19 protein-coding genes and 7 pseudogenes are annotated in these 21039 nt (G+C 62.7%); 15 read left to right on the top strand and 11 right to left on the bottom strand.

What is annotated here, in order from left to right:
- The first annotated feature begins 85 nt into the window (after nucleotides 1-85).
- Both H9L15_RS17515 and H9L15_RS09570 read left to right on the top strand, forming a co-directional pair.
- Nucleotides 86-313, top strand: coding sequence for a hypothetical protein (locus H9L15_RS17515; RefSeq protein ID WP_223276136.1), 228 nt, complete (start codon nucleotides 86-88; stop codon nucleotides 311-313).
- A pseudogene (locus H9L15_RS09570) lies at nucleotides 298-1716 on the top strand (DUF885 domain-containing protein); the annotation flags it as partial. The gene H9L15_RS17515 and the pseudogene H9L15_RS09570, both read left to right, overlap by 16 nt.
- On the opposite strand, the gene H9L15_RS20370 reads toward H9L15_RS09570, so the two are convergent.
- From H9L15_RS20370 to H9L15_RS09550, 4 genes and pseudogenes are all read right to left on the bottom strand, one after another.
- Nucleotides 1713-1982, bottom strand: coding sequence for a DUF4136 domain-containing protein (locus H9L15_RS20370; RefSeq protein ID WP_398286029.1), 270 nt, complete (start codon nucleotides 1980-1982; stop codon nucleotides 1713-1715). The pseudogene H9L15_RS09570 and the gene H9L15_RS20370 overlap by 4 nt on opposite strands.
- Complete coding sequence (locus H9L15_RS09560) at nucleotides 1868-2317, bottom strand: DUF4136 domain-containing protein (protein WP_187713940.1); 450 nt, start codon at nucleotides 2315-2317, stop codon at nucleotides 1868-1870. Before H9L15_RS09560 ends, H9L15_RS20370 begins: the two co-directional genes overlap by 115 nt.
- A 9-nt stretch (nucleotides 2318-2326) precedes the next feature.
- On the bottom strand, nucleotides 2327-2818 hold the full coding sequence (locus tag H9L15_RS09555) for a hypothetical protein (protein WP_187713939.1): 492 nt from the start codon (nucleotides 2816-2818) through the stop codon (nucleotides 2327-2329).
- 49 nt (nucleotides 2819-2867) lie between these two features.
- Nucleotides 2868-4473 (bottom strand): annotated as a pseudogene (locus H9L15_RS09550) (phosphoenolpyruvate carboxykinase).
- 250 nt (nucleotides 4474-4723) lie between these two features.
- Between H9L15_RS09550 and H9L15_RS09545 the strand changes: the two are divergent.
- From H9L15_RS09545 to H9L15_RS09510, 9 genes and pseudogenes are all read left to right on the top strand, one after another.
- Nucleotides 4724-5434, top strand: a complete 711-nt coding sequence (locus tag H9L15_RS09545) for a response regulator transcription factor (protein ID WP_187713938.1) — start codon at nucleotides 4724-4726, stop codon at nucleotides 5432-5434.
- Nucleotides 5427-6964: pseudogene (locus H9L15_RS09540) on the top strand (ATP-binding protein). The gene H9L15_RS09545 and the pseudogene H9L15_RS09540 overlap by 8 nt, the downstream one beginning before the upstream one ends.
- Nucleotides 6961-7401, top strand: coding sequence for an HPr kinase/phosphorylase (locus tag H9L15_RS09535; protein WP_187713937.1), 441 nt, complete (start codon nucleotides 6961-6963; stop codon nucleotides 7399-7401). Before H9L15_RS09540 ends, H9L15_RS09535 begins: the two are co-directional and overlap by 4 nt.
- A gap of 58 nt (nucleotides 7402-7459) precedes the next feature.
- The gene (rapZ, locus tag H9L15_RS09530) at nucleotides 7460-8365 is read left to right on the top strand and encodes an RNase adapter RapZ (protein ID WP_187715865.1); all 906 of its coding nucleotides are present in this window, start codon (nucleotides 7460-7462) and stop codon (nucleotides 8363-8365) included.
- On the top strand, nucleotides 8362-8769 hold the full coding sequence (locus H9L15_RS09525) for a PTS sugar transporter subunit IIA (RefSeq protein WP_187713936.1): 408 nt from the start codon (nucleotides 8362-8364) through the stop codon (nucleotides 8767-8769). Before rapZ ends, H9L15_RS09525 begins: the two co-directional genes overlap by 4 nt.
- Complete coding sequence (locus tag H9L15_RS09520; protein ID WP_187713935.1) at nucleotides 8766-9038, top strand: HPr family phosphocarrier protein; 273 nt, start codon at nucleotides 8766-8768, stop codon at nucleotides 9036-9038. The genes H9L15_RS09525 and H9L15_RS09520 overlap by 4 nt, the downstream gene beginning before the upstream one ends.
- A 10-nt stretch (nucleotides 9039-9048) precedes the next feature.
- Entirely contained in the window at nucleotides 9049-9840 is a 792-nt protein-coding gene (locus tag H9L15_RS09515) for a TrmH family RNA methyltransferase (protein ID WP_187715864.1), read from the top strand.
- 31 nt (nucleotides 9841-9871) lie between these two features.
- Nucleotides 9872-10348, top strand: coding sequence for a COG3650 family protein (locus H9L15_RS17510; RefSeq protein ID WP_223276723.1), 477 nt, complete (start codon nucleotides 9872-9874; stop codon nucleotides 10346-10348).
- Nucleotides 10243-10548 (top strand): META domain-containing protein, encoded by a 306-nt coding sequence (locus tag H9L15_RS09510; protein ID WP_223276674.1) that lies wholly within the window; start codon nucleotides 10243-10245, stop codon nucleotides 10546-10548. The genes H9L15_RS17510 and H9L15_RS09510 overlap by 106 nt, the downstream gene beginning before the upstream one ends.
- A 1-nt stretch (nucleotide 10549) precedes the next feature.
- On the opposite strand, the gene H9L15_RS09505 is transcribed toward H9L15_RS09510, so the two are convergent.
- On the bottom strand, nucleotides 10550-11902 hold the full coding sequence (locus H9L15_RS09505; RefSeq protein ID WP_187713933.1) for a DNA recombination protein RmuC: 1353 nt from the start codon (nucleotides 11900-11902) through the stop codon (nucleotides 10550-10552).
- Nucleotides 11903-12013: 111 nt separating this feature from the next.
- Between H9L15_RS09505 and H9L15_RS09500 the strand changes: the two genes are divergently transcribed.
- Nucleotides 12014-12415 carry a four-helix bundle copper-binding protein gene (locus H9L15_RS09500; protein ID WP_187713932.1) on the top strand — a complete coding sequence of 134 codons (402 nt, stop codon included), beginning with the start codon at nucleotides 12014-12016 and terminating at the stop codon, nucleotides 12413-12415.
- On the opposite strand, the gene def is transcribed toward H9L15_RS09500, so the two are convergent.
- Both def and recR read right to left on the bottom strand, forming a co-directional pair.
- Nucleotides 12412-12939, bottom strand: a complete 528-nt coding sequence (gene def / locus H9L15_RS09495) for a peptide deformylase (protein ID WP_187713931.1) — start codon at nucleotides 12937-12939, stop codon at nucleotides 12412-12414. The genes H9L15_RS09500 and def overlap by 4 nt on opposite strands.
- A gap of 32 nt (nucleotides 12940-12971) precedes the next feature.
- Nucleotides 12972-13568: a recombination mediator RecR gene (gene recR, locus H9L15_RS09490; RefSeq protein ID WP_187715863.1), complete on the bottom strand. Its 597-nt coding sequence runs from the start codon at nucleotides 13566-13568 to the stop codon at nucleotides 12972-12974.
- Between the two features lie 50 nt (nucleotides 13569-13618).
- Between recR and fmt the strand changes: the two genes are divergently transcribed.
- A complete protein-coding gene (gene fmt / locus H9L15_RS09485; RefSeq protein ID WP_187713930.1) occupies nucleotides 13619-14542 on the top strand; it encodes a methionyl-tRNA formyltransferase in 924 nt (307 codons plus the stop codon).
- A pseudogene (gene truA, locus H9L15_RS09480) lies at nucleotides 14539-15278 on the top strand (tRNA pseudouridine(38-40) synthase TruA). The gene fmt and the pseudogene truA overlap by 4 nt, the downstream one beginning before the upstream one ends.
- A gap of 9 nt (nucleotides 15279-15287) precedes the next feature.
- On the opposite strand, the pseudogene H9L15_RS09475 reads toward truA, so the two are convergent.
- Both H9L15_RS09475 and H9L15_RS09470 read right to left on the bottom strand, forming a co-directional pair.
- Nucleotides 15288-16504: pseudogene (locus H9L15_RS09475) on the bottom strand (pyridoxal-dependent decarboxylase, exosortase A system-associated).
- A pseudogene (locus tag H9L15_RS09470) lies at nucleotides 16501-17980 on the bottom strand (acyl-CoA ligase (AMP-forming), exosortase A system-associated). Before H9L15_RS09470 ends, H9L15_RS09475 begins: the two co-directional pseudogenes overlap by 4 nt.
- A 91-nt stretch (nucleotides 17981-18071) precedes the next feature.
- On the opposite strand from H9L15_RS09470, the gene H9L15_RS09465 reads away from it, so the two are divergent.
- On the top strand, nucleotides 18072-18359 hold the full coding sequence (locus tag H9L15_RS09465) for an acyl carrier protein (protein WP_223276133.1): 288 nt from the start codon (nucleotides 18072-18074) through the stop codon (nucleotides 18357-18359).
- Between the two features lie 3 nt (nucleotides 18360-18362).
- Here H9L15_RS09465 and trxB read toward each other — a convergent pair whose 3' ends face one another.
- On the bottom strand, nucleotides 18363-19328 hold the full coding sequence (trxB, locus tag H9L15_RS09460; protein WP_187713928.1) for a thioredoxin-disulfide reductase: 966 nt from the start codon (nucleotides 19326-19328) through the stop codon (nucleotides 18363-18365).
- Between the two features lie 30 nt (nucleotides 19329-19358).
- A pseudogene (locus tag H9L15_RS09455) lies at nucleotides 19359-20991 on the bottom strand (CTP synthase).
- Between the last annotated feature and the right edge of the window lie 48 nt (nucleotides 20992-21039).

The following is a 21039-nucleotide window of genomic DNA, read 5'->3' as shown; positions in this document are numbered from 1 at the left end:
ACTGGATTCGATCGGCAACAACCTTCTCGACACCAGTCCGGAAGGCGCGACCTCACTCGGTCTCGACACCGGAGCACGAGCCAAGATGCGCTATCACTTGGGCGATCGCTCTCCCGGCGGGCAAGGTCGCGTTGTCGCCACGCTTAAGGCCGATCTCGCGCGAGCCGAGGCGCTAGACACCTCCAACCTCTCCTTCCCTGTCCGCACCAGCGTCGAGGTCGTGAAGAGCGCCTACTCGACCGCGCTCGAAGGCTTCGCGCTGCCGTATGGCGACGTCGCTGTCGGGGCTGGCGCAACACGCCCTACGTCGTGATCCAGAACGTGGGCGCGTACATCGACACGCCGCAACTACTCGACACGGATCAGCCGGTTGAGAACCGCGACGATGCCGAAGCCTATCTCAGCAGGCTCGCGGAATATCCGGGACAGCTGGATGGCGAGTTGGTGCGGATGAAGGAGGCACGCGCGAAGGGTCTCGTCCCGCCCGCATTCCTGATCGACAAGGCGCTCGCGCAACTCGATATTTCGCTGAACGGAACACAGCAAGGCGGCACGATCGTCGATTCTCTGGTCAAGCGTGCGAAGGACAAGGGCATCGCCGGCGATTGGGATGCACGGGCGAGGAAAATCGCCGTCGAGCAGGTCGTGCCGGCCCTGCAGCGCCAGATCGATGAGCTCAAGGCGGAACGCACGCAGGCAACCGACGTCGCCGGAATGTGGTCGCGCCCGTCAGGCGACGAATATTATCGCTGGGCGCTCAAGGCCTCGACGACGACCACGCTTTCGCCGGACGAAGTTCACCGGATGGGCCTTGAGCAGCTCGCCGAGTTGCACGGCCGCATGGAGCCGATCCTCAAGTCGCTCGGTTACACGCAGGGGACCATCGGAGAACGCATGCAGGCGCTGGCCAAGGACCCGCGCTACATGTTCAGCGAAGGCGACAAGGGCCGCGCGGAGATCAAGGCCTACATTGCGCAGAGCATCGCCAAGATCCGCACCGTCCTGCCGCGGGCCTTCAACACGCTGGTTCCCGGACATCTCGAAGTCCGGCGCATGTCGCCGGAGCAGGAACCCGGCGCTCCGGGCGCTTACGGCGGCGCCGGCTCGATCGACGGTAAGATCCCGGGCAAGTTCTGGATCAACCTTCGCACCACCGATTTGCACAGCAAGTACAGCTTGCCCGACCTCGCCGCACATGAGGCAATCCCCGGTCACGTCTGGCAGGGTGAATATGCCAACAAGCTGCCACTGATCCGCACGCTGTTAGCCTTCAACGCCTATTCGGAAGGCTGGGCGCTCTATGCGGAACAACTCGTGGACGAACTCGGCGTGTACGACGATTTCCCGGTGGGCCGGCTCGGTTATCTTCAGGCCATCGCCTTCCGTTGCTGCCGCCTTGTCGTCGACACCGGCCTGCACGCGAAGAAGTGGACCCGCCAGCAGGGCGTGGACTTCTTCGTCCAGCGCAATGGCTCAAATCCGCTCGAGGTCGCTTCGGAAGTCGATCGCTACTGCAGCTGGCCGGGCCAAGCCTGCGGCTACAAGGTCGGCCACAGCACGATCAACCGCCTCCGTGATCGGGCCAAGGCGGAGCTTGGCTCGAAATACGATCTCAGGGCGTATGACGATGCGGTCGTGCTTGGTGGGAACGTCCCGATGGACGTGCTCGCCAAGAACGTGGACGATTATATCGCTCGGGCGAGAAGCGCGGCCTAGCTCCCGACGACCGGCGGCTGCGGTGGGAACTTGGCCAGCGCCGCAGCAACCGCCTGGTTGAGCTTAACGTAGTCGACCCTGCCGCGATACTCGCGGTTCGCACCGACACCGTGCCAGATCGGCCGTCTTGTTGCGCCATCGTAGATGTCGATCACGACGCTGCGCTCCGTGAAGGTGTCGACATCGATGTCGCTGAAGGGCGAGCCAAAGCCGCCCCAGCCACCGAACCCCAGCCGCCCCAGCCACGATGGCCCCAGCCACCCCATCCGCCCCATCCGGAGTAGAACGGCCCGAAGTCGTAAACCTCAGTGCGGTCGCGCTCGCCGATCGTGAAAGCGACCGAGAAGTCACCTTTGTCGGCAAGAGTGTAGCCGCGTGCAGCAAGCGTCTGATCAATCGACGCCTTTACCCGGGCGAACATCAGTGGGTTCATTCCCTGCGGTACACCGGAGTCGATCCAGCTGTAGGTGCGGTAGGTCTGAAAGTTCGCCGACGGGTCGAAATCCGTGCGAACGGTTGGCCCGTTTGCACATGCCGACACAAGAAGCGCAGCGGCCAATGGAAGGGCTCGCATAGCCGATCTCCCGAACATGAAGTCCATCTCCCCGATTTATATCCCACCACCATACGCAGAACTACGAATAACGGTAGGTGAACGGGGAATAGCCGCGAGGTCGGGCTCGACATGGTTTAGGCGCGCCTCGACGGAGAACAGGCGATCCCTGCTGTAAAAGCGCAGCGGCCAGTCTCTCCGGCCCATCTCGGACAGCAGCAGGCGGTTAACCAGCTTGTGCAGTGGTTCGCTTGCATCGGCGTCGCTCAGAAACAGGCGCACTCCCGCCAGGAAGCAGCGCGTGATGGTCTCGTGGTAGCCTTCAGTCTCGCTGTTCACGCCGCCCACGCTCTCGTTGAAGCGCCGGATGATGCCGGCCAATTTCGCGTCCAGATCGACGTCGGGCCGTTTCATTAGAAGGTAAGTCGTGGCGCCGAGATGGGCTTCGTGGGTCCATTCTTCGCGAGCGAGCGTGCAGGCGAGCAGGCCCTCGCCAAGATGCTCGAGCTCGGCATCGGCGGTGAAGAGTCGCGGTGAATATTCGGTCATTGGATCGGGTCCTTAAAATTCGGAGCCCGATCCTTGAATGACCGGGCAATTACGCGGCGGCGGGAACCTTGGGCGCAGCTTGTCGAACGCCCTCGTCCACTTGGTCCGCGAATTGAGCGAAGTTCTCAATGAACAGGTCGACGAGCTTGGACGCCGTGCGGTCGTACTCGTCCTTGTCCACCCACGTGCTGCGCGGATCGAGGATCGACGTATCCACTCCGGGAACCGACACCGGCACCTCGAATCCGAAATTCGGATCCTTGTGGAACTCGACAGTGTTGAGGCTGCCGTCGAGAGCTGCGTTTAGGAGCGCACGAGTCTCCTTGATGGGCATCCGCTTGCCAACGCCATACTTTCCACCAGTCCAGCCGGTGTTGACCAGCCAGCATTCCGCGCCGCCCTCGGCGATCCGCTTCTTGAGCAGATTGCCATAGACAGACGGCGGGCGCGGCATGAACGCGGCGCCGAAGCAGGTGCTGAAGGTCGCGGTCGGCTCGGTCACGCCGATCTCGGTCCCGGCAACCTTGGCGGTGTAGCCCGAAAGGAAGTGATACATCGCCTGGTCGGGCGTCAGCCGCGCAATCGGAGGCAGAACGCCGAACGCGTCGGCGGTTAAAAAGATGATGGTCGACGGCGGCGGCCGAGATTCTTCTCGCTCGTGTTCGGGATGAACTCGATCGGATAGGCGCCGCGGGTGTTCTCGGTCTTGCTGGCGTCCGTGAAGTCCAGCTCGCGCGTTGCCTCGTCCATCGTCACGTTCTCGAGGATCGTGCCGAACATCTTGGTCGTCGCGTAAATCTCCGGCTCACCTTCGGCCGAAAGATTGATCATCTTCGCGTAGCAGCCGCCTTCGAAGTTGAAGACTGCGGTGTCCGACCAGCCATGCTCGTCGTCGCCGATCAAAGTTCGGCTCGCGTCGGCCGAAAGCGTGGTCTTGCCGGTACCCGAAAGGCCAAAGAAGATCGCGCTCTTGCCGTCGGCGCCGATGTTGGCCGAGCAGTGCATCGGCATCACACCTTCCGCCGGCAGCAGGAAGTTCAGGAGGCCGAACACCCCCTTCTTCATTTCGCCCGAATATTCGGTGTTGCCGATCAGGATCATTTTCTCGGTCAGGTTGACCGCAATCACGGTATCGCTGCGGCTGCCGTGACGTGCCGGATCCGCCTTGAAGCTCGGCAGGTTGATGATCGTGTATTCGGGCGTGAAGCCCGCCAACTCGTCGGCCTTCGGACGTACCAGCAAGGTGCGGATGAACAGGTTGTGCCACGCCATCTGCGTAACCACACGGACGTTAACGCGATATTCCGGCTGGCTGCCGCCGAAGAGATCCGCGACGTAGAGCTCGTCCTGCTCCTTCAGAGCGGCCATGAAGTCGGCCTTCAGGTTTGCCCAATGCTCAACCGTCATTGGCTGGTTGATGGAGCCCCAGTTGATCGTGTCTTCAGTCGTTGCGTCGCGGACGACGAATTTGTCCTTCACGCTCCGGCCGGTAAACTTGCCGGTATCGACCAGCAGTGCGCCGTCCTTCGTCAGCCGGCCCTCGCCACGCTGCACGGCAGCTTCCACCAGGGCGCGGTCAACAGGTTCCAGTGGAGCGTCGCACCAGTCTCAATGCCCTGGTCGTCTAGCCCGAACTGCGGCACCCGATCGGTCACGTAAAATCCCCTTCGTTTCAATAAATTAAGCGGCGACGACCGGTCTGGCCTGCCGCCGCATACGTATGCGTTGGCGGCCTATAACCCCAAGAAACTTACTGCGTCAAAGCGGATGACCGGTCTTGTGTCAGCCCGACACAATGTAACCGGTTCCAGTAAGCGATTGAAAAGTCAGGCCCAACGCTCTGTCGGAAACTGACGGTGCGCGGACCGCTTGTTTAAGCGGATTCGCCTATCTATCCGTGCCCCGATGAGCCACGAGATCGCGCTGGTCGATGACGACCGCAACATCCTGACTTCCGTCTCGATCGCGCTGCAGGCGGAAGGCTTCGTGACTCGGGTCTACACCGACCCCACCGCCGCGCTGAAAGCTTTCGCCGAAAAGGAACCAGACCTCGGCGTCTTCGACATCAAGATGCCGCACATGGACGGGATGGAGCTGCTGCGTCGCCTGCGCGAGTTCAGCACTGTTCCAGTCATCTTCCTGACGTCGAAGGACGATGAACTGGACGAGGCCCTTGGACTCGCGATGGGTGCCGATGATTATATCGCCAAGCCCTTTTCCCAGCGTCTCCTGATCGCCCGCATCCGCGCCATTCTGCGCCGGCAGGAGCTCGCCAAGGGCCTTGCGAGCGACAGTGCGGACGAGCCAGAGCCCGTCCTTCTCGACCGAGGTCGCCTCGTCATGGATCCAGCCCGTCACAAGGTGTTGTGGGGCGGCCGCGACGTGACCCTGACGGTCACCGAGTTTCTCATCCTGGAGGCGCTGGCCCAACGTCCGGGCGTCGTGAAGACGCGCAACCAGCTGCTCGACATCGCCTATCATGACGACGTCTTTGTCGACGACCGCACCATCGACAGCCACATCAAGCGCATGCGCCGGAAATTCCGAGCCGTGGATCCGGAGTTCGATGCCATCGAGACTCTCTATGGCGTAGGTTACAAATTCCAGGATGAATAACCGGCGCCCGATCTGGTTCGGCCAGCTGCCGCTGACCCGCCGCATCCTGGCGGTAAACCTGCTGACGATCGTCCTGCTGGCGCTCGGCGTCCTCTACCTGGATGCCTTTCGCAATCAGTTGAGCGAAGAGCGCCTCAACCTGATTTCGCGAGAGGCGGGCATGGTCGCCGGAGTCCTCGCCGCGACGCCGGAACAGGCACAAGATTCGGTCCTAACCTCCCTCGCCCGTTCTACCGGTAGCCGGATTCGCGTCTACGGCCCTGACGGTTCGCTGCAGGCCGACAGCTGGAACGTCACCGGCCCGACCTACACGCTGAGGGACCCGACCCTGCAGAAGTGGAACAAGGATGCAGCGCGAGCGCTCGACCGCGGCTTCAATGCCTTGGTCGGAGCATCGCCTCTCGACGATTTCATCGAACCCACGGACGATAGGGTCGAGGTGTGGTCCGAAGCCGTCCATGCGCGCGAGACGAAGCAGGCGGTCACCAAGGTCCGCAACGCGCCTGACCTGACCCCCGTTTTCTCGGCGGCCGCTCCGGTCGGCGATCGCACCGTGCTGCTGACGACCAACGATCGGGATTTCACCCGCATCGTACGAAGCCAGCGTCGGTCGCTGTTCGCCGCGATGGCCTTCGCGACCCTGCTTTCCGTCCTGCTCTCGCTGTTCCTGGCAAGGACCATCGTCCGTCCGCTGCGCAGGCTGGCCTTGGCGGCCCATCGCGTTCGTCTCGGCCGGGCGCGAGAGGTGAAGGTCCCTCGTTTGCCGTCCCGAATTGACGAAATCGGCCTTCTGGCCCGCGCAGTTTCCGACATGAGCCAGTCACTCCGCCACCGCATGGACAATATCGAGCACTTCGCGGCCGACGTGACTCATGAGCTGAAAAACCCGCTGGCGTCACTGCGGTCGGCGCTGGACGGCCTCGAGCGGGTCGATGACCCGGAGCTGAAGGCGAAGTTGCTGATGGTCGCCAAGGACGACGTCGTGCGCCTCGACAGGCTGATCGGGGACATCAGCGAAGCGGCGCGGACCGATGCCGAGTTGGCTCGAGCCCGCTTCGAGCCGGTCGATCTCGGTCCTGTCATCGAGCAACTCGTCAATTCGTGGGAGCACCGCCGCGAAAAGGGCGACGCGCGCATCGCCTTTGCTCGGCCGCGAAAGTCCAGCGCTGTCGTGCTGGGTGACGTCAATCGCCTGGTCCGGGCCATCGACAACATCATCGACAATGCAATCAGTTTCTCCCCCCGGGTGGACTCGTGGAGATTGCGGCCACGCATGTCGGCGACGAAATCCGGATCCGCATCGATGACGAAGGCCCAGGCGTCCCTGAAGACGCGCGGGAAGCCATTTTTAACCGATTCCACTCAGTAAGACCCGAAGAGGAACATTTCGGACGGCATACCGGGCTTGGTCTCGCCATCGCCCGGGCGATCGTCGAAGGCCACGACGGGGAAATTGACGTGCAAGACCGCGATGACGCACCTTCCGGCGCCCGCTTCACCATTCGCCTGCCGGCGGCAGAGGTAGAATGAGCAGCCGCCTCCTGTCGTCGGAGACGGTCCACGCCAGCACAGTCGCGCTGGAAGGCCGAGCGGTGCTGATCTCCGGTCCGTCCGGATCGGGAAAGTCCGATCTCGCACTCCGCCTGCTCGACCGTGGCTTCATGCTTGTCAGCGATGACCAGACCATCGTCCGCCGCGATGGCGAACACCTGCTCGCCAGCGCCCCGCCGACGATCAAGGGCAAGCTCGAGATTCGCGGCATTGGCATCGTGGACATGGAAACGATCGGCGATGTCCCGATCGCGCTTTACGTCGAGCTGACTAGCGAGATCATGCGATTGCCCGACGATCGGCGCGAGCGACCCGTCCTTGGCGTGAACGTTCCGCTGGTGAGCGTTGACGCCCAGACAGCGTCGGCCGCCTCGAAAGTTGCGCTGGCCCTCGACCGCCTCGGACTGAAGTTCTAACAAGGCGACGGTGCCTACCCGCCAGAGTTCCCCGCCCCGTCTTCTTCTCGTCACCGGCATGTCGGGTGCCGGCAAGTCCAGCGTGCTCGACGCGCTCGAGGACATGGGCTGGGATTGCGTCGACAACCTTCCCGTTTCGCTTCTCGACAATTTCGTGCGCGGCGGCCGAGCGTCCGATGTTCGAGTAGGGCCGGCGGCGGTCGGCATGGACGTCCGCAGCCGAGGCTTCGATGCGGCCGCTTTGCCGGGGCTGATCCGCTCAATTCAGGGCGTGCGCGGGGAGATCCTCTATCTCGACTGCGCCGGAAACGAGCTGATGCGGCGTTACAATGAGACGCGCCGGCGTCACCCTCTCGCTGCCGACCGGCCTGCAGAAGACGGGATCGCCCGCGAGCGCGACATGACTGCTCCGCTGCGAAGCGCGGCCGATGCGATCATCGACACCACCGACCTGACCCCGACCGAACTGCGCGACGAGCTCCGCCGCCGTTATCCTAGCGACAGCGACGAGCCGGTGCTGACGATTGTTTCATTCGGATACGCTCGCGGCGTCTCGCGCACCGCAGACCTGATGTTCGACATGCGGTTTCTGGATAATCCTCACTGGGTGGAGGAGCTTAGACCGCTGACCGGCATCGACCAGCCCATTCGCGAATACCTGGAAAAGGACTCCGCCTGGACGCTGGCACTGGACCAACTGGAAGCGCTTCTCACCGACTGGATTCCCCGCTACTGGGCGGCCGGCAAAAGCTATGTGACCGTGGCTTTCGGCTGCACCGGTGGACGGCACCGGTCGGTCGCGGCCGCGGAGGAGATGTCCGAACGGTTGCGAAAGGCGGGATTTTCGCCAAATGTCCGCCATCGTGACCTTGCCTCACAGCCGAGCGATACGATCGAGGAAGATCCGGGGCGCGCCGCAGCCGATGTATCCGGCGGCGATTCTGGAAGTGGGTTGAACGAATGATTGGATTGGTACTGGTGACCCACGGCCGCCTGGCGGCTGAATTCGTGGTCGCCATGGAGCATGTCGTAGGGCCGCAGGAGGCGATCGAAGCCATCTGCATCGGTCCCGATGATGACATGGAAGCGCGGCGGCAGGACATCGCCAATGCGATTGCCAACGTCGATCGAGGCAAGGGCGTGATCATCCTCACCGATCTGTTCGGCGGCACACCGTCCAACCTCGCCATCTCTCTGATGAAAAGCGAGAATGTCGAGGTGATCGCTGGCGTGAACCTGCCGATGCTCATTCGCCTGGAAGGCGCACGCAAGGTCATGGGCGTTCACGCGGCCGTTGCGGCTGCTCGAGAGGCCGGACGAAAGTACATCTCGGTCGCGTCCGAGATCCTCGGGGAAGCCGCCGCTTGAGCGCGCTACAGCGCGAGGTTCAGGTTACCAACCAGCGCGGGCTCCATGCGAGGGCGAGTGCTAAATTCGTCAATCTTGCCAGTGGCCTGGATGCGACCGTTGAGGTCGAAAAGGATGGCAACAAGGTCTGCGGCACGTCGATCATGGGACTGATGATGCTTGGCGCAGCCAAGGGCGACTCGATCACGATCTACGTTTCCGGTGAAAATGCCGAGGATGCTCTCGAGAAGCTTGCTGCTTTAGTCGTGGAGCGGTTCGGGGAAGAATAATGCCCGCGAGATCACCGCCTTCTCCAATACGACCGTCAAAAGGCTCCGCTCCCTTCGGGACAAGAAGGCCCGGAAGGAAGAAGGCCTGTTCCTGGCCGAGGGTCTCCGGATCATCGCCGAGGCGCGGGACAGCGGCCGTTTGCCCGAGATCATCATGTTCTCCCCGGAGGGCGCGCGGCATCCGCTTGCGTCCGAGATCATTGCCGCCACCGAGGCCGCCGGGGGCGACGCTGTCCAGACCACGCCGGACATCCTGTCGAAGACGTCGGGCAAGGACAATCCGCAGATGCTGGTCGCGGCCTACAAGCAGCCTGCAACAGACCTCAGCAGCATCGATCGCACGCGCGCGCCCTTGTGGTTCGTCGCTCAAGCGCTTCGTGATCCAGGGAACATCGGGACGATCCTGAGGACCGGCGACGCAGTGGGTGCAGGCGGCCTCATTCTCGTCGACGACAGCGCGGACCCTTACTCCGTGGAAGCCGCGCGCGCTTCGATGGGCGCAATCTTCACGCAGCAGGTTGCGAAAGCACCGTGGAGCGATTTCCTGGCGTGGCTTCGCTCGGGCGAAGGGCAGCTTGTCGGCACCAGCCTCAACACGGACCAGGATTACCTCAGCGTCACCTATCTGCCGCCTACATTCCTGCTGATCGGCAATGAACAGCAGGGTCTGCCGCAATCGTATGAGGAAGCCTGCGACGTCCTGGTCAAAATTCCGATGGCGGGCCGGGCCGATAGCCTGAATGCTGCGATCGCGGCTGCGGTCATGGCCTTTCAGGTTACGGCAAGCTGGCGGGCTTCATGAGGTACTTCGTCTGAAATTGGAGGTCCAAGTCATGAAAGCGTTCCTGGCCCTACCTGTCGCGCTGTTGCTCAACGCCTGCATGACCTATCCACCACCGTCGACAGCGCCCTATCGCGCAATCGGAACCGAGCCATTTTGGTCGCTGGTCATCGACGATAGGGACGTCACCTTCATTCCCGCTGGAGGGGAACCGATCCGTCAGCCGCGGCCGCCCGCAATCGTCGGGATCGCCGGCGAAATCTACCAGACGCCGCGCATCCACGTGAACATCGTCCACGCCAGTTGCAGCGACGGCATGTCGGACAAGATTTATAGCGATAAGGTTCAGGTCGATGTCGACGGCAAACGATTCAACGGATGCGGAGGAGATCCCGTGGCTCCAGCGACTCTTGCCGGAACCAACTGGCGCGTGGAGTCGGTCAACGGCCGCCCACACCACAGCAGGGTGATTACTTCGTTCAGTTCGATGCAGACCGTGTCAGCGCCAAGTTCGGGTGCAACAGCATGAGCGGCGGCTATTCCGTCGGCGGCGACACCCTGAACGTCGGCGCGATGGCCATGACGCGGAAGTTCTGTCCTGAGCCCGCCATGAGCTTCGAGAACCAGGGAGCGAAGATCCTCGGACAGCCTGTGACGATGAAGCCGAACGGCGATCGGCTCACGCTCAGCAATTCCGCAGGGACAATCGAGCTCCGTCAGACCTTCTAAGTCATTCGGCAGCGATCTGCGGCGGGCCTTCGCTCTCGCTGAGTCCGAGTTCCTCATCCGCGTAGCGCGGGAGCGCCTCGACGGGCATCAGCACATCGATGTCTCGCCGGCCCGGTTCGATATTGAGCTCACGAAACTTGCGCGCCGTAACTAGCGACCGCGTCTCAAAGCTCGCGACGAAGCTGTTGTAATTGTTCACCGCCGACGACAGGCCGCTGCCGACTTTGCGAAGATCGTCGGCCGCTTTGGCGAGCCGTTCGTAGAGCTCCTTCCCAAGCTCACCGATCTGCCGGGCTTCCTTGGCAAGCTTCTCCTGCCGCCAGACCGCAGCCACGGTGCGCGCGATCGCAATCAGATTGGTCGGCGTTGCGAGAAGCACTTTCTTGTCGAAGGCAAAATCCCAAAGGTTCGGATCCTGCTCGAGCGCTGCCGTTAGGAAATGCTCGCCCGGAATGAACATCACGACATAGTCCGGCGCATCCTCGAACTGTGCCCAGTACGCCTTTGCGCCCAAGGTGTTCACGTGGGCGCGGATCGCGGAGGCATGTGCCGTCAGGTGCGTCGCTCGATCGGCCTCGTCGACGGCGCCGAAGGCGTCCTGGTAATCGTTCAGGGAAACCTTGGCATCGATCACCAGCGATTGCCCGCCAGGCACGCGAACCACGACGTCAGGGCGCAACCGCTGCCCATCCCCGTCGATGACACTCACCTCGGTTGCGAAGTCGCAATGCTCGGACAGGCCGCAGCTTTCGAGCACGTTGCGGAGTTGCTGTTCACCCCAGCGCCCGCGTGCTTTAGGCGCATTGCGAAGTGCGTTCACAAGCTTGGCCGCCTCTGCAGATACGCGCTCAGTCCCGGTGCGCATCGCATCGATCTGCCCTGAAAGAAGTCCGAAGGCGTCGCGGCGTTCGGCTTCTACCTTCTGTACGGTCGTCTCATAACGTTCCAGGCGATCGTGAACCGGCTGAAGCAATGCCTTGATGTTAGCGCCGCTATTCTCCTCGGATTGCCGGAACCGCTGATCGGCGCGCTTCAGGAATGTCTCCTGCGCCTCGGCGAGTAGCTTGTTGCTGATCTCGGCAAACTGGCTCGACAACGCCTCCTTGGCCTCGATCAGTTCCTTGATACGGGCTTCGAAACCCTTCTCTCGTTCCACCTGTGATGCTTCGAGGGCAGCCAGCTTCGTCACCGCCTCGCGATTGGCATCGCGTTCCCGCGCGACCTCATTGAGTTGCAGGCGCAGGCTGTCGACCGTTTGCTTCGCGCCGGCTCCGTCTCGGCTGCCAAGCAACCAGCCTAGCAACGCTCCAACGGCGAGAGCGATAATGACGAAGGCGATGACGGTTCCACTCATGTCCGCACCCTCCCAGGAACAGAACGGGAACCTTAGAGCGATTTCATTTCAGCGACAATAGGAACCGCGCTACGCACTACTGGTTCTCCACAGGAATCTAGGGAGTCCTGAATGTCCATCCGCAAGATGATCTCGCTGCACCCCGACGTGCATGGCCATGTGAACCAGCCGCTCGGCGATGCCGTCCACCACCTGATGTACTGCGCGAAAATGTGTCTCAGCTGCGCCGACGCCTGCGCGGCCGAGAAGATGGACATGACGCAGTGCATCCGCACCTGCATGGACTGCGCAGACATCTGCGACGCCGCCTGCCGCGTCGGGCTACGCCGCACCGGCTCGAATGAACAGGTTCTCCGCGAAGTCCTCGAACTCTGCGCCCGCGTTTGCGACGCATGTGCGGCGGAGTGCGAGAAGCACGATCATGAGCATTGCCGGCTCTGCGCGCAAATCTGCCGGGAATGCGCCGAGGATTGCAGGAATGCAGCGGCGTCGGTGACGCCGGCGATGGCCTAGGCTGCCACCTTCCGCTGCTTGGCGAGCTTGTTGAGGATCATGTTGCGCTTCAAGCGGGACAGATGGTCGATGAACAGCACCCCGTTGAGATGGTCCATCTCATGCTGGAGGCAAACCGCCAGCATCCCGTCGATGTCCTCTTCGCGGACCTTGCCGTCGAGATCCAACCAACGCGCGCGAATGCGATCGGGCCGGTCGACCTCGGCGAACTGGTCCGGCACCGACAGGCAGCCCTCGGTATACGGCACGTCCTGGTCGGAGGTGGTCAGGATTTCCGGATTGATGAACACGCGCGGGTCCTTGACCGGCTCTCCGCCCTCTTCTTCCGGCTCCTGAAGATCGATCACCAGCACGCGCAGCGGCACGCCGACCTGGATCGCCGCAAGGCCAATGCCGGGCGCATCGTACATCGTCTCGAACATGTCGGCGACGAGGGTGCGCAGCTCTTCGTCCACGCCTTCAACAGGTTTGGAGATCTCGCGCAGGCGCGGGTCGGGAACTTCAACGATCGGTCGGATGGCCATGCGGGTCAATTTAGTCTTTCAGCCCAGTCGCTTCAAGCAACCGGCCGACGAGCACGAAGCGCCTGCGCGAGCGTGCCCTCGTCGAGATAATCCAGCTCCCCTCCCACAGGGAGGCCGTGAGCGAGCTGCGTGAGGCGGATTGGGAACTTTTCGAGCCGCTCAGCGAGGTAATGCGCCGTGGTTTGGCCCTCCAGGGTGGCGTTCATGGCGAGGACGACCTCCTCAATGCCGCCCGACGCCACGCGCTGGATGAGGCTGTCGATCGCCAGATCATCGGGCCGAACGCCCTCCAGCGCTGAAAGCCGGCCGCCAAGCACATGATATCGCCCGGGAAACAGCCGCGAGCGATCGAGCGCCCAGAGGTCGGCAACTTCCTCCACGATGCAGAGACTCTTCTCGTCCCGGCGCGGATCGCGGCAAATACCGCAGGGGTCCGACGTATCGACGTTCCCGCACACAGAGCAGGTCGAAAGCTTCTCCGAGACTCGCTGCAGGGCCGACAGCAGCGGCTCCAGTGCGGTCTGACGCTTTTTCATGAGGTGCAGCACGGCACGACGTGCCGAACGGGGTCCGAGCCCCGGCAGCCGTGCCAGCGCGCCTGAAAGCGCCTCAATCTCCTCGGAAGCCATTACGGCGCTGAGGTAGGCAAAGTCCCCGCCTTCCGCCATAGGGCGCGGCAATGCGGATCATCTTCATGGGATCGCCGGACTTTGCCGTTCCAGCACTAAACGCGCTGGTCGAGGCAGGTCACGAGGTCATTGCTGTCTATTGCCAGCCTCCGCGGCCTGCCGGACGCGGAAAGGCCGACCGGAAGACCGCCGTCCATGAGCGAGCCGAGCAGCTCGGGCTGGAAGTCCGGACACCAAGAACCCTTCGGAACGAGGAAGAGCAGGCTCGCTTCACCGCCCTGGACGCAGACCTGGCAGTCGTCGCCGCTTACGGTCTGATTTTGCCCAAGCCGATCCTCGACGCACCGAAGATGGGCTGCGTGAACATCCATGCTTCGCTCCTCCCCCGCTGGCGCGGCGCGGCGCCGATCCAGCGTGCAATCCTTGCCGGTGACAAAGAGACTGGCATCACGCTTATGCAAATGGACGAAGGCCTGGATACCGGTCCAATATTGCTAGACTGGCCTCTCGAAATCGACGGGAAAACAGCAGGACAGGTTACCGAAGAATTGGCATTACTTGGTGGACAGGCACTCTGGCGGTGGCTTGCCGAACCGGCACGCTACCCGCCAAGGCCACAACCCGAGGACGGCGCCACATACGCTTCAAAGCTCGATAAATCTGAGGCGCAGCTTGATTTCACGCGGGATGCGGACGCCGTCGAACGACAAGTGCGGGCGTTTAACCCACCCGGCGCTTGGTTCGAGTTCTTGGGCGAGCGGATCAAGGTCCTTCTAGCAGAAGTCGTTCCCGGCGGTGGTCCCTCGGGCGTGGTTGCGGACGATCATCTAAAAATCGCCTGCGCAGAGCGGGCGGTTCGGCCGCTGATCGTTCAGCGCGCTGGTCGAACTAGAATGAATCCCGACGAACTTCTCCGTGGGTTTCCGATTCCCAAAGGCTCACGGCTTAATCAAGAAGAGCCTGGCAACTCGTGACGCGATGGAAGCTGACGGTCGAGTATGACGGCCAACCCTTCATGGGCTGGCAGCGGCAGGATCATGGCCCGTCGGTCCAGCAGTCTCTGGAAGAGGCCATCCAGAGCATGACCGGAGAGCTTACAGCCGTGCATGCGGCAGGGCGCACGGATGCCGGTGTTCACGCGCTGGCCATGGCCGCCCACGTTGATATCGAGAAGCCGCTGACGGAGCACCGCTTGCGGGAGGGAATTAACGCTCTGATCCGGCCTCATCCGATCTCGGTCATTGCGGTGGAGGACGTCGCGGATGACTGGCACGCGCGGTTCTCATGCCTTGGCCGCAAGTATCTGTATCGCATACTGAATCGCCGCGCTCCGCCGGCTTTGGATCGCGGCCGCGTTTGGCACATCGCAGTTCCATTGGACGCGGAGGCGATGGCTGAAGGTGCAGCTTTTCTGATCGGCCGGCACGACTTCACGACATTCCGATCCGCGCATTGCCAGTCCGATAGTCCGGTGAAAACGCTCGACCATTTGACCGTGGCCAGGACGGGCGAGGAAATTCACATCGAGGCGGCTGCACGAAGCTTCCTGCATCACCAGGTACGCTCGATGGTGGGATGCCTGGCGCTCGTTGGACGAGGCCAGTGGCAGCCTTCCGACGTCAAGCGAGCGCTGGAAGCCCGCGATCGCGCGGAATTGGGACTGAACGCGCCTCCTGACGGCTCTATTTCGTCGAAGCCAAGTACGGCTAGGAGCGAAACTCAAACGAGGATTTCTCTGGCTCGCTGCTGGCCGAGAAAATCCTGCGGACTGGCGGTCAAGCCGTAGGCGCCTGCACAGAATATGGCGATAACGTCTCCGGCCTCGGCCCGGGGCAACTCGACGCTGTCGGCGAGGAGATCGAGCGGGGTGCACAGGCAGCCTGTGATCGTCACCTCCTCATCTGGCTCAGCCCAAAGCGGTTGGCAATCGCGACCGGATAGTTTCGGCGAAGGAGCTGGCCAAAATTGCCAGACGCGGCGAGCATGTGGTGAAGGCCGCCATCGGTGACCAGGAACGTCTCGCCGCGGCTTTCCTTCCGGTCGACGATGCGCGTGAGATAGACCCCTGCCTCGCCCACGAGCCAGCGGCCGAGCTCAATAGCGAACTTGGTGCTTTCGAGGGTTTTTCCACGCTCTTGCAATACATTGGAAAGCGTCGTTCCAATCGCTTCGAGGTCGAGCGGCTGATCCCCGCCAAAATACGGAATGCCGAACCCGCCGCCGAGATTAACCTCGGGCGGCGGGGCTCCGGCCTGATCAGCAATCTCCGCCGCCAGAGCGATTGTCGCAGCCTGCGCTTCGATCAGCGCTTCCGCGTGAAGGGACTGGCTACCGGCGAAGATGTGGAGGCCGCGCCAATCCGCGCCTGCTTCGATCAAACGGCGGATGAGCGCCGGCGCACGGTCGTGGTCAACGCCAAACTGGCTCACCGACCCGCCCATCTTCATCCCCGCGCCCTTGAGCGCAAAGGGCGGGTTCACTCGCACCGCAAGTTTGGGAGGCCTGTTTCCCAGCGCCGAAATGGCCAGCGCTCTCTCTGCCTCCCCTCGCTTTCGAGATTGATCGTGACGCCGGCGCCGATCGCGGCTTCCAGCTGCTGATCGGTCTTGCCCGGCCCGCGAAGCTAATTGGGAGGCCGAGATGAGCGACGCATCCGAGCTCCCCCGCCGAAGCAACGTCGAACCCGTCCACCTTCTCCGCAATCCATGGCAGCAACGGAGCATACGGGTTTGCTTTCACGGCATAATGCAGGGCGACACCAGGCGGCATTGCTGCCCGGAAGCGATCAATCTGCCGTCCGACCAAGGACTTGTCGTAAACGAACAGAGGCGTGCCGCCCGCATCGGCAATCAAGTCATCGAACGTGCGCCCACCGATCAGGAGACGCCCTCACCATCGGCGCCAAAGCCTGGCGGAATAGGCCCCATCGGCTTCATGCGTGTTCCTTCACCAATGCCGCCCGATCGACCTTGCCATTAGGCGAAATGGGAAGTGCATCGACCCAGACGATGTCCCTGGGCTGCATGTAGGCAGGAAGCTCCCTGGCGAAGTAAGCTCTCAGCCGGTCTTCGGCGCTCTCCCCGTCGGCAACTGCGATCAACCTGACCGCCTGGCCCAGACGCTCGTCTTTCACCCCAAGTGCAATGACGTCCCGAACTGCGCCGCTTGAGAGCGCCGCTTCCTCGATCTCGGTCGGACTCAGTCGATTGCCACTCACCTTGATCATCGCGTCGTCTCGGCCACGGAAGCGGATCAGGCCGTCTTCAGCCCTCACCGCGCGATCGCCGGACCAGACTGCGGTCCCTCCATATCGAGAGGACGCGGGCGCCGGCTTGAATCGTTCAGCCGATTTCTCCTGGTCCTGCCAATAGCCTTGCGCGACCAGGGGCCCAGCATGAACCAGTTCGCCTTCCCTCCCCGGCAGAGCTTCACTTCCATCGGAGGCGACGATCATGACTTCCGCGAAGGGAATGGCCTTTCCCACGCTGTCCGGGTGCGCATCCGCGAGGGAGGGATCGAGGCTCGTCGAACGAAAGGCCTCCGTCAGACCGTACATGAGATGGACCGACGCGGCCGGAAAGAGCGAGCGGAGCTTGCGAAAGACGGTCTCGGGCAGATGCCCGCCGCTATTCGTCAGGGTTCGAAGCGTCGCACCCTGGCCTTTCGACCAATCAGCCTCCGCAAGCTGAATCCAAAGCGGGGGAACGCCTGCCAGCACGGTGACGTCATGACGCCCGACTGCTCGGGCGACGTCCTTTGGCAGGAGGTAGTCGAACGCGATCGCTTGTCCCCCGCAGCCCATGTCGAAAGCAGTTGGTTCTGGCCGTAATCGAAGGCCAGCGGGAGCACGGCGAGAGTGCGATCACCTGGCCCAAGTCCGAGGTAATGCGCGACGCTGATTGCACCGAGCCACAGGTTGGCGTGACTCAGCATGACACCCTTGGGCTTGCCGGTGGACCCAGATGTATAGAGCAGAGCAGCCAAATCCTCGGATCTCGCGTCGACGGACCGAGGGCCTCGCTGGACGCATTCCAATGCTCGAGGACTAATAGCTCCACGCCAGAACGGTCGCCGTCCTCCAGGGACGCCAATCGGGCCTCGTTTGCAATCAGCAGTTTCGCGCCGCTGTCCGACAAGATGTGCCGGGCCTGCGCGCGCTTGAGCACGGGGTTGATTGGAACATGCACAAGGCCGGCGCGCGCTGCGGCGAGCGGAAGGATGCAGGCCAGCTTGGTCTTTCCCATCCAGCTCGCCACGCGGTCGCCTGCACTGAGCCCCCTCGAGAGCAGCGTGGAGGCTGTCCGTCCAACCTCCTCCTCCAAATCGGCGTAAGTCAGCGTTTCCGTTCCCGCGGTAAGCGCAGGCGCATCCGGAGCGCCGCGAATGACCAGGTGATCGAGCGGAAAAGGCATTGGATCCGGTGTCACTCAGTCGTCATCGCCGGGAGAGGGGCGCGAGGCAATGATGTTGCCGTAACAACGACCATGGATTAGGGGCGCGAGGGTGTTGAACAAGGTCGAAAAAGCGCCCGACGAGATCATCGCCGAGGTGACGCTGCGGGAACTGCTGTCGCAGGTGCTCGGTCTCGCGGAATCCCAGGTGAGCGGGTTTGCAGACAGCACCGCTCTGTTCGGATCGCTTCCCGAATTCGATTCCATGGCAGTCGCGAATTTTCTGACCGCGCTCGAGGAGCGGCTGGGCGTCCTGATCGAAGACGACGACGTCGATGCCGAGGACTTTGCGAGCTTTGGTAGCCTTCTGGCTTTCGTGGAGCGGCTTCAGAGCCGCTAAGGCCTACTCGGCGGCCATCGCCTCGAATTCCTGCGCCGCCAGATACTTCTCCGCATCCAGGGCGGCCATGCAGCCCGTTCCGGCCGCGGTCACGGCCTGGCGGTAAATCTTGTCCATGACGTCGCCGCAGGCGAACACGCCCGGGATGCTGGTGCGGGTCGAGCCAATTTCGACGTCGAGATAGCCGTCGCTGTCGAGCTTGAGCTGGCCGTCGAACAATTCGGTCGCCGGCTTGTGGCCGATGGCGACGAATGCGCCTTCCACATCGATGCGCGAGACTTCGCCGGTCAGGCGGTTCTTGATGTCGAGGCCGATCAGCGCTTCGGGCTCGCCGCCGCCCACGAACTCGGTGACTTCCGAATCCCAGATGATCTTGATGTGCGGATTGGCGAACAGCCGGTCGTGCAGGATCTTCTCGGCGCGAAGGCTGTCGCGGCGGTGGATCAGAGTGACGTCGTGGCTGTGATTGGTGAGGTAAAGCGCTTCCTCGACCGCGGTGTTGCCGCCGCCGATGACCGCGACGCGCTTGCCGCGATAGAAGAAGCCGTCGCAGGTCGCGCAAGCTGACGCGCCCCTGCCCTTCATATGCTCTTCCGACGGAAGATTGAGCCACTTGGCCTGGGCACCGGTGGCGATGATGAGCGTGTCCGCGAAATATTGCGTGCCGCTATCGCCAGTCAGCCGAATCGGGCGGCTCTTCAGGTCCACTGCGGAGATGTGGTCCCACACCATGCGGGTGCCGACATGCTCCGCCTGCGCCTGCATTTCTTCCATCAGCCACGGGCCCTGGATGACGTCGCGGAAGCCGGGATAATTCTCGACATCGGTCGTCGTGGTGAGTTGGCCGCCGGGCTGAATGCCCTGGATGACGATCGGGGAAAGGCCTGCGCGCGCGGCGTAGATGGCGGCGGTAAGGCCGGCCGGACCGGAGCCGAGAATCGCAACGCGGGTGGACATGGTGTTGGTCATTTCGAAGCCCGATTTAGTGCCTAACCTGAATTAAACCAGACGCGACTGCTTGAGCGCGGCCTCGATGAAGCCGGCGAAGAGCGGATGCGGTTCGAACGGCCGGCTTTTCAGCTCCGGATGGAACTGGACGCCGATGAACCAGGGTGGTCCGGACGCTCCACGATCTCCGGGAGACGACCGTCCGGGGACATTCCGGAGAAGACGAGACCGCCCTTCTCCAGCGCATCCTTGTAGTGGCTGTTCACCTCATAGCGGTGGCGGTGGCGCTCGCTAATCTCGTCCTGCCCGTAGATGCCGCGAACGACACTGTTGCCATCCAGCTTGGCCGGATAGGCTCCGAGCCGCATCGTCCCGCCAAGGTCGCCACCTTCCGCTCGAGCCTGAAGGCCCTCCTTGCTCATCCACTCTGTGATGAGGCCGACAACGGGTTCGGGAGTCTCACCGAACTCGGTGGTCGAAGCTTCTGCAATGCCGGCCGTGTTCCGGGCGCCTTCGATGCAGGCCATTTGCATGCCGAGGCAGATGCCGAAGAACGGAACGTTGCGCTCGCGGGCAAACTGCACCGACGCGATCTTGCCCTCGCTTCCGCGTTCACCGAACCCCCCCGGGACCAGGATGCCGTGAAGAGGTTCCAGCTCAGCAGCGAGATTGGCGTCCGGATGCTCGAACATTTCCGCGTCGAGCCAGCGGATGTGGACCTTGGCGCGATTGGCGATTCCGCCGTGGACGAGCGCCTCGTTGAGGCTCTTGTAGGCGTCGGGAAGGCCGACGTATTTGCCGACGACACCGATGGTGACCTCGCCCTCGTGGTTGTCGAGCCGGTCCATGATATCGTCCCAGCGGGACAGGTCGGGCGGCGGCGCATCGTCGATGCGAAAGGCCTTCAGGACTTCATCGTCCAGACCTTCCTTGTGGTACTGCAACGGCACATCGTAGATCGACCGGGCGTCGAGCGCCTGGATGACCGCCGATGCCGGCACGTTGCAAAACAGAGCAATCTTGGCCCGCTCGCTCTCGGGAATCGGCTTCTCTGTGCGACAGAGCAGGACGTCGGGTGCAACGCCGAGGCTGGAGATCTCCCGCACGGAATGCTGGGTCGGCTTGGTCTTCAGCTCGCCTGCGGCCTTGATCCACGGCACCAGCGTCGTGTGCACGCTGACCGTCTGGTCGCGGCCGAGGTCGTTGCGGAGCTGGCGGAGCGCTTCGATGAATGGCAGGCTTTCGATGTCGCCCACCGTCCCGCCGATCTCGCAGATGACGAAGTCGACATCGTCGGTATCGGCGAGCGCGAACTCCTTGATGGCGTTCGTGACGTGCGGAATGACCTGCACCGTCGCGCCGAGGTAGTCGCCGCGCCGTTCCTTCGCGATGATGTCGCGGTAGATGCGCCCGGTCGTGATATTGTCCGACTGCCGGGACGACACGCCTGTGAAACGCTCGTAGTGACCGAGGTCGAGATCGGTCTCGGCCCCATCGTCGGTCACGAAGACCTCGCCATGCTGATACGGCGACATCGTCCCCGGATCGACGTTCAGATAGGGGTCGAACTTCCGGATGCGGACCTTGAAGCCACGTGCCTGAAGCAATGCCCGAGAGAGGCTGAGAGGAGACCCTTACCAAGCGATGAGACCACGCCGCCGGTGACAAATATGAACCGCGCCATGGGAGTTGGGCTTAGGGGTGAAACGCCGCGACGCGCAACCCGGCCAGC

The sequence above is a fragment of the Sphingomonas daechungensis genome, assembly GCF_014489495.1.
Classification (GTDB): domain Bacteria; phylum Pseudomonadota; class Alphaproteobacteria; order Sphingomonadales; family Sphingomonadaceae; genus Sphingomicrobium; species Sphingomicrobium daechungense.
This window is presented reverse-complemented; position numbering and strand designations above follow the sequence as displayed.